This is a genomic window from Streptomyces sp. NPDC046900, from assembly GCF_040644975.1.
Classification (GTDB): Bacteria; Actinomycetota; Actinomycetes; order Streptomycetales; family Streptomycetaceae; genus Streptomyces.
In genome coordinates, this window is record NZ_JBEYXD010000006.1 from 260,569 (window position 1) to 276,456 (window position 15,888).

15 protein-coding genes are annotated in these 15,888 nt (G+C 71.6%); 7 read left to right on the plus strand and 8 right to left on the minus strand.

Annotated elements, in window-relative coordinates:
* Positions 1 to 13 precede the first annotated feature (13 nt).
* The 3 genes from ABZ904_RS09505 to ABZ904_RS09515 form a co-directional block, all read right to left on the minus strand.
* On the minus strand, positions 14 to 1,903 hold the full coding sequence (locus ABZ904_RS09505) for a ricin-type beta-trefoil lectin domain protein (RefSeq protein WP_361822223.1): 1,890 nt from the start codon (positions 1,901 to 1,903) through the stop codon (positions 14 to 16).
* Positions 1,904 to 2,358: 455 nt separating this feature from the next.
* The gene (locus ABZ904_RS09510; protein WP_359400907.1) at positions 2,359 to 3,246 is read right to left on the minus strand and encodes an alpha/beta hydrolase; all 888 of its coding nucleotides are present in this window, start codon (positions 3,244 to 3,246) and stop codon (positions 2,359 to 2,361) included.
* Between the two features lie 79 nt (positions 3,247 to 3,325).
* Positions 3,326 to 3,859, minus strand: coding sequence for a flavoprotein (locus tag ABZ904_RS09515; protein WP_359400910.1), 534 nt, complete (start codon positions 3,857 to 3,859; stop codon positions 3,326 to 3,328).
* A 98-nt stretch (positions 3,860 to 3,957) separates the two neighbouring features.
* On the opposite strand from ABZ904_RS09515, the gene ABZ904_RS09520 reads away from it, so the two are divergent.
* Positions 3,958 to 4,512: a helix-turn-helix domain-containing protein gene (locus ABZ904_RS09520; RefSeq protein ID WP_359400913.1), complete on the plus strand. Its 555-nt coding sequence runs from the start codon at positions 3,958 to 3,960 to the stop codon at positions 4,510 to 4,512.
* Positions 4,513 to 4,652: 140 nt separating this feature from the next.
* Here the strand turns inward: ABZ904_RS09520 and ABZ904_RS09525 are convergent, their stop codons facing one another.
* Both ABZ904_RS09525 and ABZ904_RS09530 read right to left on the minus strand, forming a co-directional pair.
* A complete protein-coding gene (locus tag ABZ904_RS09525) occupies positions 4,653 to 4,853 on the minus strand; it encodes a ferredoxin (RefSeq protein ID WP_359400943.1) in 201 nt (66 codons plus the stop codon).
* Between the two features lie 24 nt (positions 4,854 to 4,877).
* Positions 4,878 to 6,086 carry a cytochrome P450 gene (locus tag ABZ904_RS09530; protein ID WP_361822228.1) on the minus strand — a complete coding sequence of 403 codons (1,209 nt, stop codon included), beginning with the start codon at positions 6,084 to 6,086 and terminating at the stop codon, positions 4,878 to 4,880.
* A 334-nt stretch (positions 6,087 to 6,420) separates the two neighbouring features.
* Between ABZ904_RS09530 and ABZ904_RS09535 the strand changes: the two genes are divergently transcribed.
* Both ABZ904_RS09535 and ABZ904_RS09540 read left to right on the plus strand, forming a co-directional pair.
* The gene (locus tag ABZ904_RS09535) at positions 6,421 to 7,044 is read left to right on the plus strand and encodes a LysE family transporter (RefSeq protein ID WP_359400918.1); all 624 of its coding nucleotides are present in this window, start codon (positions 6,421 to 6,423) and stop codon (positions 7,042 to 7,044) included.
* Between the two features lie 208 nt (positions 7,045 to 7,252).
* The gene (locus tag ABZ904_RS09540; protein WP_359400920.1) at positions 7,253 to 7,699 is read left to right on the plus strand and encodes a nitroreductase family deazaflavin-dependent oxidoreductase; all 447 of its coding nucleotides are present in this window, start codon (positions 7,253 to 7,255) and stop codon (positions 7,697 to 7,699) included.
* Between the two features lie 63 nt (positions 7,700 to 7,762).
* Here the strand turns inward: ABZ904_RS09540 and ABZ904_RS09545 are convergent, their stop codons facing one another.
* Both ABZ904_RS09545 and ABZ904_RS09550 read right to left on the minus strand, forming a co-directional pair.
* The gene (locus ABZ904_RS09545) at positions 7,763 to 10,099 is read right to left on the minus strand and encodes a SpoIIE family protein phosphatase (RefSeq protein WP_361822232.1); all 2,337 of its coding nucleotides are present in this window, start codon (positions 10,097 to 10,099) and stop codon (positions 7,763 to 7,765) included.
* 237 nt (positions 10,100 to 10,336) lie between these two features.
* Positions 10,337 to 10,969 (minus strand): MerR family transcriptional regulator, encoded by a 633-nt coding sequence (locus tag ABZ904_RS09550; protein ID WP_361822235.1) that lies wholly within the window; start codon positions 10,967 to 10,969, stop codon positions 10,337 to 10,339.
* Positions 10,970 to 11,128: 159 nt separating this feature from the next.
* Between ABZ904_RS09550 and ABZ904_RS09555 the strand changes: the two genes are divergently transcribed.
* Positions 11,129 to 11,557, plus strand: coding sequence for a DUF3291 domain-containing protein (locus ABZ904_RS09555; RefSeq protein WP_361822238.1), 429 nt, complete (start codon positions 11,129 to 11,131; stop codon positions 11,555 to 11,557).
* 38 nt (positions 11,558 to 11,595) lie between these two features.
* Positions 11,596 to 13,050: an MFS transporter gene (locus ABZ904_RS09560; RefSeq protein ID WP_359400931.1), complete on the plus strand. Its 1,455-nt coding sequence runs from the start codon at positions 11,596 to 11,598 to the stop codon at positions 13,048 to 13,050.
* A gap of 151 nt (positions 13,051 to 13,201) precedes the next feature.
* Here ABZ904_RS09560 and ABZ904_RS09565 read toward each other — a convergent pair whose 3' ends face one another.
* The gene (locus tag ABZ904_RS09565; RefSeq protein ID WP_361822256.1) at positions 13,202 to 14,143 is read right to left on the minus strand and encodes a cation diffusion facilitator family transporter; all 942 of its coding nucleotides are present in this window, start codon (positions 14,141 to 14,143) and stop codon (positions 13,202 to 13,204) included.
* A 224-nt stretch (positions 14,144 to 14,367) separates the two neighbouring features.
* On the opposite strand from ABZ904_RS09565, the gene ABZ904_RS09570 reads away from it, so the two are divergent.
* Positions 14,368 to 15,378, plus strand: a complete 1,011-nt coding sequence (locus ABZ904_RS09570; protein WP_360999292.1) for a glutathione S-transferase C-terminal domain-containing protein — start codon at positions 14,368 to 14,370, stop codon at positions 15,376 to 15,378.
* Positions 15,379 to 15,437: 59 nt separating this feature from the next.
* On the plus strand, positions 15,438 to 15,755 hold the full coding sequence (locus ABZ904_RS09575) for a DUF4235 domain-containing protein (RefSeq protein WP_359400937.1): 318 nt from the start codon (positions 15,438 to 15,440) through the stop codon (positions 15,753 to 15,755).
* The last annotated feature ends 133 nt before the right edge of the window (positions 15,756 to 15,888 follow it).

A 15,888-nucleotide genomic window follows, 5' to 3' on the forward strand; every position in this document is an offset into this window, starting at 1 on the left:
CGGTCGGCCTGGATCAGTGCCGGCCGCCGCCATGACCGCCACCCCAGCCCCAGCCTCCGCTTCCGCCCCAGCCGTCCGGGGCGCAGGACGGGGAGGAGCAGTCACCCCACCCCTGGGACGTGGACAGGTCTGTCGGCCGGGTGGGTGCCGGGCTGGACGTCGGCTTCGGGGCAGCGCCGGTCGCCCGGGTCGGCGTGCGGGAGGGTTCGGCGCCGCGCGTGGCCGTGGCCGTCGTCGGCGCGGCCGTGCCCCGGTCGACCGACTGCATCTGCAGCGAGTTCGAGGTGCCCGTGAGCCAGCGCTGGGTGTCGTCCTCCGTACGCGGCTTGAGCACGAGGCCCGCGCCGGGCGCGGACGAGGCGGGAGTGAGGACGAGGTCCTGGTTCCAGCGCGGCACGATGGCGCCCTGGCGGGTGAAGTCGTAGCGGACGTTCTTCGCCGCGGGCTGCGACTCGCGTGCGCAGGCGGCGAGTTGGACCGAGTAGCCGAGGTGGGAGTCGAGGCACAGACCGGGTGCGGCCACACTGCGCAGCAGTCCGCCGGTCTCGTACGCCCACTGCTGGGTCACGGACGCGGAGCAGGAGACCAGTACGGCCTCCGTACGGGCGACGGCCGCCTGCTGGTCGAGGCCGATGCACAGACCGCTGTCCTGGTTGCGCAGTCGGCCCTCGAAGGCCCCCGTGGGCACGCTGGCGGCGGCGCCGATCCATGAGGGCGCCCCGGACCCCCTCGCCGTACCGGGGCCGGACCTGCCGGAGGTCGCGCCCGCGGCTGTCTTACCCGGATCGCCGGACCGGACGCCGGACCACACGGCAAGGGGTATGAGGACGAGTGCGCCGACCGCGGCCACGGCCAGGGCGAGCCGGCGGCGCGGCGGCGAGGGACGGGCGGCGGCCTTGTGCGCGGCGGCCGTCCGAGGGACGCCGACGGCCGACGAGGCGCGGGTGCCCCGGCGAAGTCTCCCGTCGGGTGCGTCCGGCGGCGCGGGGTCCTCTGAATCGTCGTTCGGTTCCGGCGCGGGCCGGTCGGCCGCGAACCGACTGTTCACGCCCGCCGGGTCGATCAGCGGCTCCCCGCCGACGGGCCGGGGGGCAGGCGCCGTCGGCGGCTCGGCCGACTGGCCCCGCACGCGCTTGGTGTCGAGGTACGCCTGCGCTCCCCAGCCGAGTACACCCTCGGCGAGCAGGAGCGGAAGCCGGCCGCCGAAGCCGTCCAGTTGCTCGGCGGCGTTGCGGCAGTGCGCGCAGCCGTCCATGTGGAAGCACAGATCCGGATCGAGTGCGCCGTCGTCGCGGCGCAGGGAGACGTCCAGCAGACGGGCGTACCGGCGGCACTCCTCGTCGGGCGCGGATTCACGATGGACGTCCAGACAGACCTCACGCAGCCGTTCGCGCGCCTGCACCAGCCTGGTCGCCGCCTCGGCCGGATCCATCCCCAACAGGGCGGCGGGCACGGCGATTTCCTCGCGCTCGACCTCGGCGTGCCAGAGCAGACAGCGGGCCGGCTCGGGAAGCCGCTGGAACGCCCGCGAGATCAGCCGCCGGTTCTCGGGCGGCAGCAGCCGCGCCGCGGCGCGCGCGGCGCTGCCGGCCCCGGACCGCAGCGCGGGACGCAGAAGCGCACGCCGGTGGTCGGTGTCCCATTCCCCCGCCAGCCGCCTGATGGTGACGAGCAAGGGGGGACGCCATGCGGCCGTCGGTCCGCCCTGCCGGGCGGATTCCTCGAACAGCCGGGTGAACGCCGCCGTGGTGAGCATTCCGGCGGGGTGCGCACCGTCCGCGCACAACCGGGCGTAGGAGTAGGCGGCCTCCCAGTGCCGGTCGAGCAGTTCGCCGACCGGATGGTGCACGGGCCTCTTCCCGGCGGCCTTCATCAGTTCGGCGGCGAGCTGTTCATCCGTCACACCGTAGGACGGAACAGGGTCGGGGGAATTCCGCTGGACCCCATCGTTCACAGCCACCGTCCTCCAAACCCACACACACGTTTTAGTACATACCAATGGGGCGCCGCCCGCACGACGACTTTCAGGGAGTGTCCTCGGGGTAAGCGGTATTTCGAACGGCCGCCCGATTCAGCTCACTTGAAGTGGACGGCGAACGATTTCACCGGTATGCGCAGCGGCTGAAATAAAGGCCCGCTCGCCGACGACGACGACACCTTTGCACAGTTCGACGATCCCGAACAAGAGACTCCCTCACTTTCCCAATTCCTTTCGGGCAGAGGCGAGTTTACAAAAAGTCAGTAATCCGCGTCCGGCTCCGGGAATTCCTGGGCCGTCCGGCCCGCTTCCGCCGGGAATTCACCTCCGGCCCGCAAAGCCGCCCGGCGCCGGCGGCCGGCCGCCGGCGCGCACTCTCCTCAGGCGGCGAAGCCGAGGACGGCGTCCGCGACCGCCCTGGGGTTCTCCAGCAACATGGCGTGCGTGGCGTCGATTCCGACAACCGTCACATGAGGGCACTCCTCGGCCAGTGCGGCGAGGTCGCGGGCCAGCCCCTTGGCATAGGCGGCCATCATCGGCTCGAACCAGTCCAGGTCGGGGACGGAGGGCACCGTCCGCTCGGCGCGGCCCAGCAGCAGCGGCGTGGTCATTCTTTTGAAGAGGGCGAAGAGATCGAGGGACTCCATGGCCGCGATCATCTGCAGCGCCTCCTCCCGCCCCGGCTTCACCTCCAGGACCCCGTCCTCCCGTTCGCTCACGGAGCGCAGGACGCCGGCCTCGAGGAGGTCGTACGGGAGGCCCAGTCGGTCGGACAGGGCGCGCTGCTCGGCAAGGAGGTCCTTGAGTCCGTCCGTGGACAGTTCCCTGCCCTGGCCCTCGGCACTCGACTCCCGCACCTTCGCCAGATGCCGGACGACGTAGTCCCGCTCGAGGCCCACGTACTGGTCCGGGCGCCCCCAGCCGAACCCGTCGAGATTCACGGCACCGGGGGTGACGTCCGGATGCTCGAGGGCGTACAGCACGGCGAGCATGCCACCGAGCGAGTGCCCGACGGGCAGCGCCTCCGGGACCCGGTACGCCGCCAGCACCCGCTCGAGATCGTCGAGCACCGCGGGCACCTGCCACGATCCGCGCGGCGAGCGGCCGTGGCCGGGCAGATCCACGACCAGCACACGATGGCGCGCCAGAAGCAGGGGCGCGACGGCGGCCCAGTCGGCGAGCGTGCGTCCGATGCCGTGAAGGAGCACCAGAGGGGGCCCTTCGCCCCCGAGGTCGTGAGCGGCCAGCGCCGTGCGGTCTCCTGTCATGAAACGACACTAAAGCGTCAGATCACGGTGGACCGGATAATCGGGGCAGGTGGTTCTGCCTGACGAGCACTTACGGCGGTCACGCCGCCGAGGAAAGGAGGTCCAGGGCCCGCTCCCAGCGGAACCGCGGACGCCCGCCGTCCGCGTCCGTCCCTCCGGCGTACGGGTCCCCGAACCGGATGCCCATGCCGTTCAGTCGTTCGAGGCTGGCGCGGTATGCAGGATGGGCCGCCAGCGCCTCACTGACACAGGGCAGCACGGCGATCGGCACGCCGAGCCCGTAGGCCTCGCACAGCGTGCCGAGCGCGAGGGTGTCCGATATGCCGGCGGCCCACTTGTTGACGGTGTTGAAGGTGGCCGGTGCCACGACGACCGCGTCCGGGTCCGGGAACGGCCGCGGGTCGCCCGGGGACCGCCAGGCGGACCGGATCCGGCGGCCCGTCCGCGCCTCCACCGTGGCCGTGTCGAAGAAGCGGAGCGCGAGTGGTGTGGCGATGACACCGATCTCCCAGCCCCGCTCCTGGGCGGCGATGATCAGTTCACCCACGTCCTGGGCGATACCCGCCGCGCAGACGACGACGTACAGGAAGGGTTTCGAGGCGTCTTCGGTCACGCGTGCACTCTAGGGCCGGGGCGACGGGCCGCGTCGCACGGCTGCTAACGTCGAGAACGCCGGTTCTCCCGCCCGGAACACTCAGGAGGGCCCCGTACATGGACAGCGAACTCGCCCGCGAGCAGGCGCTGCAAGCCGCGGAGAAGCTGTTCTACGGCCGTGGCGTACAGACCGTCGGGATGGACGACATCCGCAACACGTCGGGCGTCTCGCTCAAGCGGCTGTATCAGCTCTTCCCCGCCAAGGAACAGCTCGTCGAAGCCTGTCTGGAGCACCGTGACGTGCGCTGGCGGCAGCGGATGGCCGAGTACGTGGACCGGTACACGGACCCCGTGGAGCGGATAGGGGCGGTCTTCGGCCGGCTGGGCGAGTGGTTCCGCGAGCCCGGATTCCGCGGCTGCGCCTGGATAAACTCCTACGGCGAGCTGGGCGCCACGTCACCGCGGGTGCTGGCCCAGGTGCGCGCCCACAAGCACGCTTTCAAGGCCTATCTGACCGGTCTCGTCACTGACGCGGGACTGCCCGCGTCCCTTGCCGGGCAGCTGTATCTGCTGGCCGAGGGCGCCATGGTCACCGCGGGCATAGAGGCCTCCGCGGAACCCGCCGAAGAGGCGGCCCACGCGGCCCGGCTCCTGCTGGAGGCCTACCGGTAGAGGCGGGGCGGCGGACACGCGGCCGACGGCTCTACCGGGGCCGGCGCGAGAAGGTGTCTGCTCGCGCGCGACGGCCACGAGGGGCGCCTCGCCGGCCTCGATACGCGTGCCGCCGCCGTGTCATCGTGCCGTGGACGTGCTCAACCGCCTTCCTCGGAGACGGTGATGGCACCCACCGGACAGGCGCGTGCGGCCTCCCGCACCAGCGGGTCGCCGCCGCCGTCCGCCTTGCCGGGCAGCAGTTCGCTGTAGCCGTCGTCGTCCTGGGTGAAGACGCCGGGCGCGGTGAGGGCGCACTGGCCCGCCCCGATGCAGACGTCCCTGTCGATGGAGATGGAGATGTCGCCGGTCATGGTCGCAGCCTCCTACCAGGTCACCGGGAGTTCCAGCATCCCCTGGATCGTGTCGCCCGGTTTGAACGGGATCTCCTCCGGCGGCGCGGCGAGCCGCAGACCTGGCAGCCGCTCGAAGAGGGCGCTGAGGGCGATCTCCAGCTCGGCCCGGGCCAGGTTCTGGCCGAGGCACTGGTGGATGCCGAACCCGAAGGCGACGTGGTGACGGGCCGGGCGGTGCCAGTCCAGGGTGTCGGGTTCGGGGAAGGCGGTGGAGTCCCGGTTGATGACGGATGTGGAGAACAGGACGCCCTCCTCGGCCCTGATGGTCGTCCCGGCGATCTCGATGTCCTCGGTGGCCACCCGCAGCAGCCCGTCCGCGATGGACAGGAAGCGCAGCAGTTCCTCCACGGCGGCGGAGATCAGTTCCGGGTCGGCGCGCAGCTGCGACAGCTGTTCCGGGTGACGCAGCAGGGTGAACGTACCGAGGGAGATCATGTTGGCCGTCGTCTCATGCCCCGCGACCAGCAGGATCGTGGCCAGGGAGACCAGATCGGCCCGGTCCAGCGCGCCCTCGCGCAGCTGCTCCTGGATCAGCTCGTCGAGCAGCCCGTCCCCCGGCTCCTCGCGCTTGTGGTCGATCAGCTCCCCGAGATAGGCGTCCAGCCGGTCGCGGGCGTCCTGGGTGTCCTCAGCGGACGGTCCGCGCAGCAGCCGGCGGGACTGCTCCTCGAAGAAGTCGTGGTCGGCGTAGGGGACACCGAGCAACGAGCAGATCACCATGGAGGGCAGGGGCAGCGCGAAGGCTCTGACCAGTTCGGCCGGCGGGCCCGCGGCCTCCATGGCCGACAGCAGCCGGCCGCCCGTCTCCTCGATGCGCGGGCGCAAGGCGGTGGCCCGTTTCAGGGTGAAGCTGGAGACCAGCATGCGGCGCTGGACACGGTGTTCGGGGTCGTCCTTGCCGAGCAGCGCCACCCGGCGGTCCCGGGCCGCGGCGAACCGCGCGTTGGTCACCGGAAAGGCGGTGCGGGTCCGGTCGGAGGACAGGCGCGGGTCGGCCAGCAGGTCACGGGCGGTGGAGTGCCCGGTGACCACCCAGACGTCACGGCCGTCGTAGAGCGTGACCCGGGTCAGCGGGCGCTTCTCGCGCAACCGGTCGTAGGCGGTCGGCGGGTGGTAGGGGCAGGTACGGTCCTGGGGGAACGCGACGGGTTCCGGCACGGTTGTAGCGGGTTTCGTCATGAATGACCTCGCACGCGAAGATTCGCTGTTGCCGATCTTCATTAGATGCCCGAGGCATCTACACGGCCACCTGAAGTTCGGCCAGATGCGCCGGATGCCGTATATGGCCGAAGGATGTCGTCGACCGCGCGGCGTCCCGCCTGCGGCGACAGCCCGGACGCGTCGCGCGTGCCGGCACCAGCCATCGTAATTCGTTTGCCCGGGCATCCGCCTTCCCGCAGGATCTGCGCATGCCTACGCTCGAAGCCCTGCTGCCGCTGATGTCCGCCACCGCCCGTCCGGTGCCGGGCCGACAGCAGCCCTGCCGTCCGGGGAGGCTCGGGCTTCGCCGGTCGTGACCGGCGCGCTCGTCGCGGGGCTCGTCGCCGGCTACGGCATCGCCGTACCCGTCGGAGCCGTCGCGGCCTATCTGGTCTCCCTCACGGCCCGTACATCCCTGCGCACCGGCGCGTGCGCCGCACTCGGCGTCGCCACGGCGGACGGCCTCTACGCCCTGGTGGCGGCCGTCGGCGGAACCGCACTGGCCGTCCTGATCCAGCCCGTCATGGTCCCGCTGCGCTGGGCGTCGGCCCTGGTCCTGGCCGCCCTCGCGGTGCGCGGTGCCGTCGCCGCCCTGGATCAGTACCGCTCCGCGGGGACCGCCACCGCCGGCCGGGCGGTGCCGCCCACGCCGAGGCGGGCGTATCTCGGGCTGCTCGGCATCACCCTGCTCAACCCGACCACCGTCGTCTACTTCGCCGCGCTGGTCCTCGGCAGCCGCGCCGGGGGCCCGGTCCGGCCGCTGGAGCAGGGCCTGTTCGTGCTCGCCGCGTTCGCCGCGTCCGCGAGCTGGCAGCTGACGCTGGCCGGAGGCGGCGCACTGCTGGGCCGCGCGCTGACCGGTCGGCGCGGCCGGCTGGTCACGGCGTTCGTCTCCAGCGCGGTGATGGTGACGCTGGCCGTGCGGATGCTGGTGTGACCGGACTGACGGAAAGCAGCCCCACCGCGCCGACGATTGCTGGCCGGAGACCGTTCCGGACGACCGGCGCGGTCGTGTCGCGGACCCGTGCCACGGATGAAATGCCGGGCGGCCGGTGTTGAATCTTGGAACGTGGGTCCCGGGGCCGGTCCGCGGCGACGGTGACCACGGACGTGACAGCAGTCGTAGCGACGATGGGACGGAAACCATGGCTCTTGAGGGCGAGTACGAACCGAGCCCTACGCAGTGGGTGCGCGAGCAGGTCGAGTTGTACGAGAGCTCCGGTGGCACGGAGGGGACGACGCTCCGCGACACGGGCCTTCCGGTGATCATCCTCACCACCCTCGGCTCCAGGAGCGGGAAGATCCGCAAGACTCCGCTGATGCGCGTCGAGCACGACGGCCGGTACGCCGCCGTGGCCTCGCTCGGGGGCGCGCCCAAGCACCCCGTCTGGTACTTCAACCTCACGCAGCACCCCACCGTTGAGCTCCAGGACGGGCCCCGGCGTCAGGAGATGACGGCCCGTGAGGTCACGGGGGAGGAGAAGGCGCAGTGGTGGGAGCGGGCGGTCGCGGCGTTCCCGCCGTATGCCGACTACCAGAAGAAGACCGACCGTGAGATCCCCGTCTTCGTGCTGGAGCCGACCGGGAACTGAGCGCGCCGGATCCGGGGGCCGCACGGCTGCCGCCGTGCGGCCGCCGCGTTCGCGGGCCCGGCCTCAGGCGGGCAGCGACTGCTCGGCCCAGATCGTCTTCCCCTCGCTGGTCTGCCGGCTGCCCCAGCGCTGGGTGAGCTGGGCCACCAGCAGCAGTCCGCGGCCGCCCTCGTCGAAGGCGTGCGCGCGACGCAGATGCGGTGAGGTGGAACTGCCGTCGGACACCTCGCAGATCAGCGAGCCGTCGCGGATCAGCCGCAGCTGGATGGGCGGCCCGCCGTAGCGGATCGCGTTGGTCACCAGTTCGCTCACGACCAGCTCGGTGACGAACGTGACCTCAGCCAGGCCCCACTCGGCCAGCTGTTCGATGGCGTACTGCCGGGTGGTGGCGACCTCGGCCGGGTCCGGCGGGACGTCCCAGGTGGCCACCTGGTCCGCGCCGAGGGCGCGGGTACGGGCGAGGAGCAGGGCCACGTCGTCGCCCGGCTCGTCCGGCAGCACCGACTTCACGACCTTGTCGCACAGGTCGTCGAGGGTGTCGCTGGGTGTCTCCAGTGCCCGGCACAGTTCGACCGCGCCGTCGTCCAGGTCGCGGTCGCTGCCCTCGATCAACCCGTTCGTGTACAGGGCGATCAGCGAGCCCTCCGGCAGCTCCAGCTGCGTCTCCTCGAAGGGCAGGCCACCGACGCCCAGCGGCGGTCCCGCGGACATCGTGACCAGCCGGGCACCGCCGTCGGGCTCCCGTACGGCCGGCGGCGGGTGGCCCGCGGCGGCCAGGGCCAGGCGGCGCGAGATGGGATCGTAGACCGCGTACAGGCAGGTCGCGCCCATTTCACCGACCTCGTCGCCGCCCTCCGCCGCCGCCAGGTGCGCGACCAGGTCGTCGAGATGGGTGAGGAGCTCGTCCGGCGGCAGGTCGACGTCGGCCAGGGTGCGCACGGCGGTGCGCAGCCGGCCCATCGTGGCCGAGGAGCGGATGCCGTGCCCGACCACGTCGCCGACGACCAGACCGACCCTCCCGCCGGACAGCGGGATCACGTCGAACCAGTCGCCCCCGATTCCGGCCTGTGAGCCGGACGGCAGGTAGCGGTGTGCCACGTCGAGTGCGGCCTGCTCGGACAGCCCGCGCGGCAGCAGGCTGTGCTGCAGGGCCAGTGCGGTCCCGCGCTCGCGTGCGAAGCGACGGGCGTTGTCGACGCTCACGGCCGCCCGGCTCGCCAGGTCCTCGGCGAGGGCGGCGTCGTCGGCCGCGTACGGGTCCGGGTTGTGGATGCGCACGAACACCGCCACGCCCAGCGTGGTGCCGCGGGCCCTCAGCGGCACCGTCACCAGGGAGTGGGCGCCCCTGCGGGACGCGGGGTCGCCCATGGGCCGGGAGTTGCGCTCCTGCACCCAGTGGTCGAAGTCGGGTTCACCGGCCCTGCGCAGCACGGCCCGGGACTCCCGCAGTGCCCGCAGGGGCGGGGAGCAGGGCCCGTAGCTGTCGGTTCCGCCGAGCACGACGGCGGCCTCCGGTATGCCTTCGGTGACCGACCGGTGGGCGATCCGGCGCAACACGATCTCAGCGCGGTGGTCCCTCGGCGGTTCGTCCTTGTCGAGGACCCAGTCGAGCAGATCCACGCTGGCGAAGTCGGCGAACCTGGGGACCACCACCTCGAGCAGTTCCTCGGCCGTGCGCCGCACGTCGAGCGTGGTGCCGATGGCGGTCGCGGCCTCGTTCAGCAGGACCAGGCGCCGGCGTGCCGAGTACTGCTCGCTGCTGTCCACGGCGGCCATGGCGACGGCGGCCACCTGGTCGGGAGCGGTGTGCACCGGCCACACGTAGACCATCCAGGCGTGCTCACGAGCCTCGGACGCGGAGCGCTTGTGGCTCTCGTAGTGCACGGGACGCCCGGTCTCGGCGACCTGGCGCAGACAGCGGTCGAAGCGTCGCTCGTTCACGTCGTAATCGTCCGCGCTGTAGGGGAAGTACCGCCCGGTGAGGCTGTCCGCGTCGAACCCCAGGAGCCCACCGGCCATGTCGTTGGCCCGCAGGTAACGCTGTTCCCTGTCGAACACGGACATCGCGATCGGCGCCTGCTGGAAGGCTCTGGCCACCAGGTCCGCGTCCCCCGTGCTGGGCGCGGTGGTGACCACGAAGCCCTGGGGGGAGCCGTCGGGACCGATCACGGGTTGGGCGGTCAGGCACAGCGGCAGAGGGTGACCGTCACGATGACGCACCACGACGGTGCCGGTCACCACGGTCGGCGCCGAGGGCGGCACACCCTCGGCGAGCAGGTCCTGCGCAGCGCGCCCCACGACCTCCTCGGCCGTGTATCCCGTCAGCTGCCGGGCACCCTCGCTCCATCCCGTCACCGTGCCCCGGGCGTCGACGATCGCCGCAGCGGCGACTTGCTCCATGTCGTCCAGAATGATCCCTGCGATGCGTTGCCTCAACCCGGCGGCCGCGGCGACAGCGGCGCCCCGGGATGCCCGTTCGGGGCCGTGCGTACGGGCCGGGACAGGCGCCGCGCCGCCCCGGCTCACGCGCGACGGAAGGGCCACCGGGAGAGGGAGGCGTCACGGAAGAACGGCTCCGGTACCGACCGCGGGTCCCGGGCCATCCGGCCCGACCCGCTCCAGGTGCAGTCGACGGGTTCAGCCGTCGGCGTGGCGGCGCGCCGACTCGTTCTCCTGGGCCAGGCGCCGCAGCGCCAGCAGCGCGGGCTCCAGGAGAACCGTCAGCAGCAGCGCACGCTCGACGACCTCCAAGGAGTCCTCGATGCCGTCGAGCTGATCGATGTCGAGGACGGCGGTCCGCTCCGCCAGCCGTGCGTACGGCACCAGGGCGCGCCGGTCCAGCGGGGCGCCGAGGTTCCTCAACGAGGTCAGGGTCTCGGCGAGGGCGGCCCTGGCCGGCGCCGCCTTGTGCACGTTCCATCCCAGTTCGTCGATCAGCGCGTCGACCTCGTCCTGCTCCGCGGTGCCCCTGGGGCCGTCGTCGGCCTGCTCCCCGGTCAGCCTGATCGAGCCGAGGGACAGGCCCAGCAGGCGGTGGATGTCGCCGGAGTGCTCCTCCAGGGCACCCAGGACCTGGCGGGTGGCGCTCACGGACAGGCCTCGGACGCCGGTGAGCGCACGGATCAGACGCAGCCTGCGCAGGTGGTTCTCGTCGTACTCGGCCTGGGTCGCCGAGAGCTGGCGCCCCGGCAGCAGCAGGCCCTCGCGGAGGTAGTACTTGATCGTCGTGACGGAGACGCCACTGCTGCGGCTGAGGTCGGACATGCGCATCGGAACGGCTCCGCTCTGGTCATTGGATACCTCCACTGTCTAACATGGATAGTGGAGGTATCCAAAGGCGTGCCTCCGAACTGACCCTGCCTGCGCTGCGCCTCTTTGCCCGCCGCGCGCACCGCGGTTACCCCTCCCTGCCCGGAAGAAGGCCGTGCCGTGCCCACACTGCCCTGGACCACCGTCAACGCTCCCGCCCCGGAGGTCGAGGCCCTGGTGATGGCCTCCCGCCTCGAAGTCCGTTCGTTTTCCGACGTACTCCGGTTCTTCCTGCCGTCTCTCGCCACGTGGAAGCAGGTCCGCGGCGCGCCCGGCGCGTACGGCGCCTCGCTGATCGCCCAGCACCTCAAGCGCACGTTCTGGACCCTGTCGGCCTGGGAGGACAAGGAGGCCCTCTACAGGTACGCCAGGACCGAACCTCACCGGTCGGTCATGAGCGGACTGCGGTCCACCATGAGCCGCTCCGTCTTCACCTTCTGGCAGATCCCGGCCGCGGATCTGCCCCTCGACTGGGCGGAGGCACGACGCCGGCTGGCCGAGCAGGAGCGGGCGGACGCACAGCCCGCGACCGAGAACACGACCGACTGACCCGATCGCACCGGAACCTCTTCGAGGAGATCCCTGACATGACTCTGTCCGAACCGAACACGCTCGCGACCGGCCCGGCGGCCGGTCCCCTCGCGCCCTCGCCCGCGGGCCGGGCGGTGCCGCTGTGGCTCGCCATCGTCGCGTGCAGCGTGCCCATGTTCATGGTCGCGCTCGACAATCTGGTCGTCTCGACGGCACTGCACACCCTGGCGGTGGACCTGAAGGCGTCCACCGAGCAGCTTCAGTGGTTCGTCAACGCGTACGTGCTCAGCTTCGCCTGTCTGCTCATGACGGGCGCCGCGCTCGGTGACCGGTTCGGCCGCCGCCGCGTCTTCACCTTCGGCATCGTGCTGTTCACCCTCGCCTCCGCCGGCTGCGGTCTGGCGGACAGCAGCGGGCAGTTGATCACCTTCCGGGTGATCCAGGGCTTCGGTGCCGCGGCCGTCATGCCGCTGTCCCTGACCCTGCTCTCCCATGCCGTGCCCGAGCGGCTGCGCGGTCTTGCCCTGGGCCTGTGGTCCGGGATCAGCGGGCTCGCCGTCGCCATGGGGCCGGTGGTCGGCGGCGCCGTGGTCGACGGCCTCGACTGGCGGTGGATCTTCTGGATCAACGTGCCGGTCGGTGCCGTCGCGATACCGCTCGCGCTGCTGGCCCTGCGTGAGAGCTCTCTGCCGGGCATCCGCCTCGACCTCGTCGGCATGCTCCTGGCCGCCGCCGGGCTGTGCGCGGTGGTGTGGGGCATCGTGCACGGAGAGACGGACGGCTGGACCTCGGCACAGGTGCTCGGCGCATTCGCCGCCGGCGCGGTGCTGCTCGCCCTGTTCGTCGCCTGGGAGGCCCGGGTTCCACAGCCGATGCTGCCGCTGTCCTTCTACCGGGTGCGGGCGTTCACCCTGACCAACGTCGTCTCCGCCGCCATGTACTTCGGCGTCTTCGGCTCCCTGTTCCTGCTCGCCCAGTTCCTGCAGATCGTGCCGCCGCGCACACCGCTGGAGGCCGGGGTGCGCACGCTCCCCTGGACGCTCATGCCGATGTTCGTCGCACCCGTCGCCGGTCTGCTGACCGACAAGGTCGGCGGCGGCCGGCTGATGGCGCTCGGCCTGTTCCTCCAGGGCGTCGGTCTCGGCTGGATCAACCTGGTCGCGGACACCACCACCGCCTACTCCTCGATGGTCGGCCCGATGATCGTGGCGGGCGTCGGCATGGGCCTGGTCTTCGCGCCCACCGCCTCGGTCGTCCTCGCCTCGGTCAGCGGTCAGCACGCGGGCAAGGCGTCCGGTGCCAACACGACGGTCCGCGAGGTGGGCGGCGCCCTCGGCATCGCGGTGCTCAGCACGGTGTTCGTGGGCCACGGAAGCACCGCGTCACCGCGGGAGTTCGTGGACGGCCTGCATCCCGCGGTGTGGGTGGGCGTGTGCGTGGTCCTCGCGGGCGCCCTGTGCGCACTGGCCATTCCGCGCCGGCCGCGCCCCGTGGAATCGACCGGCGCCTAGACGGGGGCGGGCCACGTCGCGCAGGTCGCGCCCGGGAGCCGCCGCGCACGTCCCGCCGCCCGGCTCGTTCCCCGAGCGGCTCCACGTGGCCCGGCTCCCGGATTCCCCGAAACTCGTGCGCATGATCCGTGTGCAGCCGGGCAGCCGCCCGTCAGGCCCCGCCGCGTTCCCCCGTCGCGGCGGGGCCGCCACTCTTCTTGCGCCGGGCCGCACGGGTCGGGGCGTCCGTGATGTCGAGGAAGATCTGGTCGGCTTCCGGGATGGTGCGCATGATGGAGAACTTGATGCGCACCGTGACGTCCTCGACTTCCTCGCTGTCCAGTCCGGGGACCAGATCGACTCGGGCGGCCAGCAGAATCGAGTCCAGGCCGAGCTGCATGGTGAGCAGCTCCTCCACACTGTCGATCTCCGGCTGCTCCTCCAGCAGCGCATACATCCGGTCGCTCAGCTCCGGGTCCGCGGCCTGGCCGATCAACTGCTCGCGGGCGTCACGGCCGAGGCGGAAGGCCACGTACACAAGAAGTGCGCCGATCGCGAGTGAGGCGGACGCCTCCCACACCACGTTCCCGGTGACCATGTGGAGGACCATCCCGACGATCGCGAGCGCCACGCCGAGCACCGCCGTGCTGTCCTCCGCGACGACCGTGCGCAGCGCCGGGTCCCGCAGTCCCTGCCCGGCCGTACCGCTCTGCCGGTGCACCTGGTGCAGTGCGCGCAGCAGGGACACGCCTTCGACCACCAGCGCCACGCCCAGCACCACGAGTCCGGCCACGTACCCCTCATGGGACTCCTTGGCGCCGCCCTGCAGTGCCTCGAATCCCTGGAAGAAGGAGAAGCAGCCGCCCATCACGAAGATGCCGACAGCCGCGAGGAGCGACCAGAAGAACCGCTCCTTCCCGTAGCCGAAGGGATGGCGCCGGTCGGCCGGGCGGCGGCTGCGACGCAGCGCCGCCAGCAGGAAGATCTCGTTCAGACTGTCCGCGACGGAGTGCGCCGCCTCCGACAGCAGGGCGGGAGAGCCCGCGAGCACGCCGCCGACGGCCTTGGCCACGGCGATCAGCAGATTCGCGGCGAGCGCGACCAGCACCGTGATACGCGTCCTGCGGTCCGAGGACCCGCCGTGCCCAGGCCGCCCGGGCTCCGGTGAACCGCCGTCCGAAGGCTCGCGCCCCGCTGTCGCCGTGTCTCGCTCCGCGTTCGATGATGTGCCGCTCACGTCGCCCGACTGCCCTCTTCGGGCTGCCTCACACGGTGTGCGGACGGAAAACGGGGAACTCGGCCTGCGTGGGGGTGCAAGCCCGCGTGAGGAGGGGTCACATGGTTGTCGGCAACCGCGCGTACGGGACGAAGGCGTTCAAGCGGTCCAGGAGCCACTTCGCCGACCGCATCACCGCGGACGGGCGCGACGGCTGGCCGGTGGCGGCCGGGCGGTACCGTCTGGTGATCAGCCGGGCCTGCCCCTGGGCGAGCCGGGCGGTGATCTCGCGGCGCCTGCTCGGCCTGGAGGACGCGCTCTCCCTGGCCATCGCCGATCCGATCCAGGACGACCGCAGTTGGCGCTTCACGCCGGATCCCGGAGGCCGCGATCCGGTCCTCGGCATCCGTTTCCTCGGCGAGGCCTACGACGCCCGGGAATCCGGCTACCCCGGCGGTGTCAGCGTGCCCGCGATCGTGGACGTGCCCAGCAAGCGGCTGGTCACCAATGACTTCCAGCAGATCACCCTCGACCTGGCCACCGAATGGACACGGTTCCACCGGGACGGGGCGCCCGACCTCTACCCGGAGGCGCTGCGCGACGAGATCGACGACGTGATGCGGGGCGTGTACGAAGACCTCAACAACGGGGTGTACCGCGCGGGTTTCGCCACGAACCAGAAGGAGTACGAGGAGGCGTACACCGCTGTGTTCGCCCGGCTCGAGTGGCTCTCCGAGCGGCTGGCCGACCGGCGCTACCTGGTCGGCGACACCATCACCGAGGCGGACATCAGGCTGTTCACCACGCTCGTACGTTTCGACGCCGTCTATCACGGCCACTTCAAGTGCAACCGCCGGAAACTGACGGAGGACCCGGTGCTGTGGGCGTACACACGGGATCTCTATCAGACGCCCGGATTCGGGGACACCGTCGACTTCGACCACATCAAGCGGCACTACTACCTGGTCCACTCGGGCATCAACCCGACCGGCATCGTGCCGCTCGGGCCCGACCTCGCCGACTGGCTCGCACCGCACGGCCGGGAGCAGCTCGGCGCCCGCCCGTTCGGGGACGGGACCCCGCCGGGACCAGTACGTGCCGACGAGGAGGTTCCGCTCGCCGGACGGCCCTGAGGGCACCGGCTGCAGCAGGGACCACAGACCGAGGATCACCGACAGCAGAGGAGAACTACGTGGCCAAGGGTTCGAAGGACAAGAAGGGGAAAGGGAAGCTTCCGCTCGTCTACCGGCCCGTCGGATTCGCCCTCGGCTGGGCGAGCGGCGCGCTGGCGGGGATCACCTTCCGCAAGACCTGGAAGGCGATACGCCACGAGGACGACGCCCCCGACGCGCTGGACAGGGACCGCGGCTGGGGCGAGGTGCTGCTCGCCGCGGCGATCCAGGGCGCCCTCTTCGCGGTCGCCCGCAGCGTGGCGGACCGCGCGGGGGCGAAGGCGATCGAGCGGCAGACGGGCGTGTGGCCGGCCACGGGCAACGGTGGCCGGGACTGAGGCCACCGCCGGGCCTGACCCGGCCCCGCGGCGGCGGCCCCGTACTCGTGCGAAGAAGGAGAGTGAACAAAATGACGACATCGCCCAGATGGCGGGTCGCGTTGGCATCGGCAGCATCGGTTGCCATGCTCGT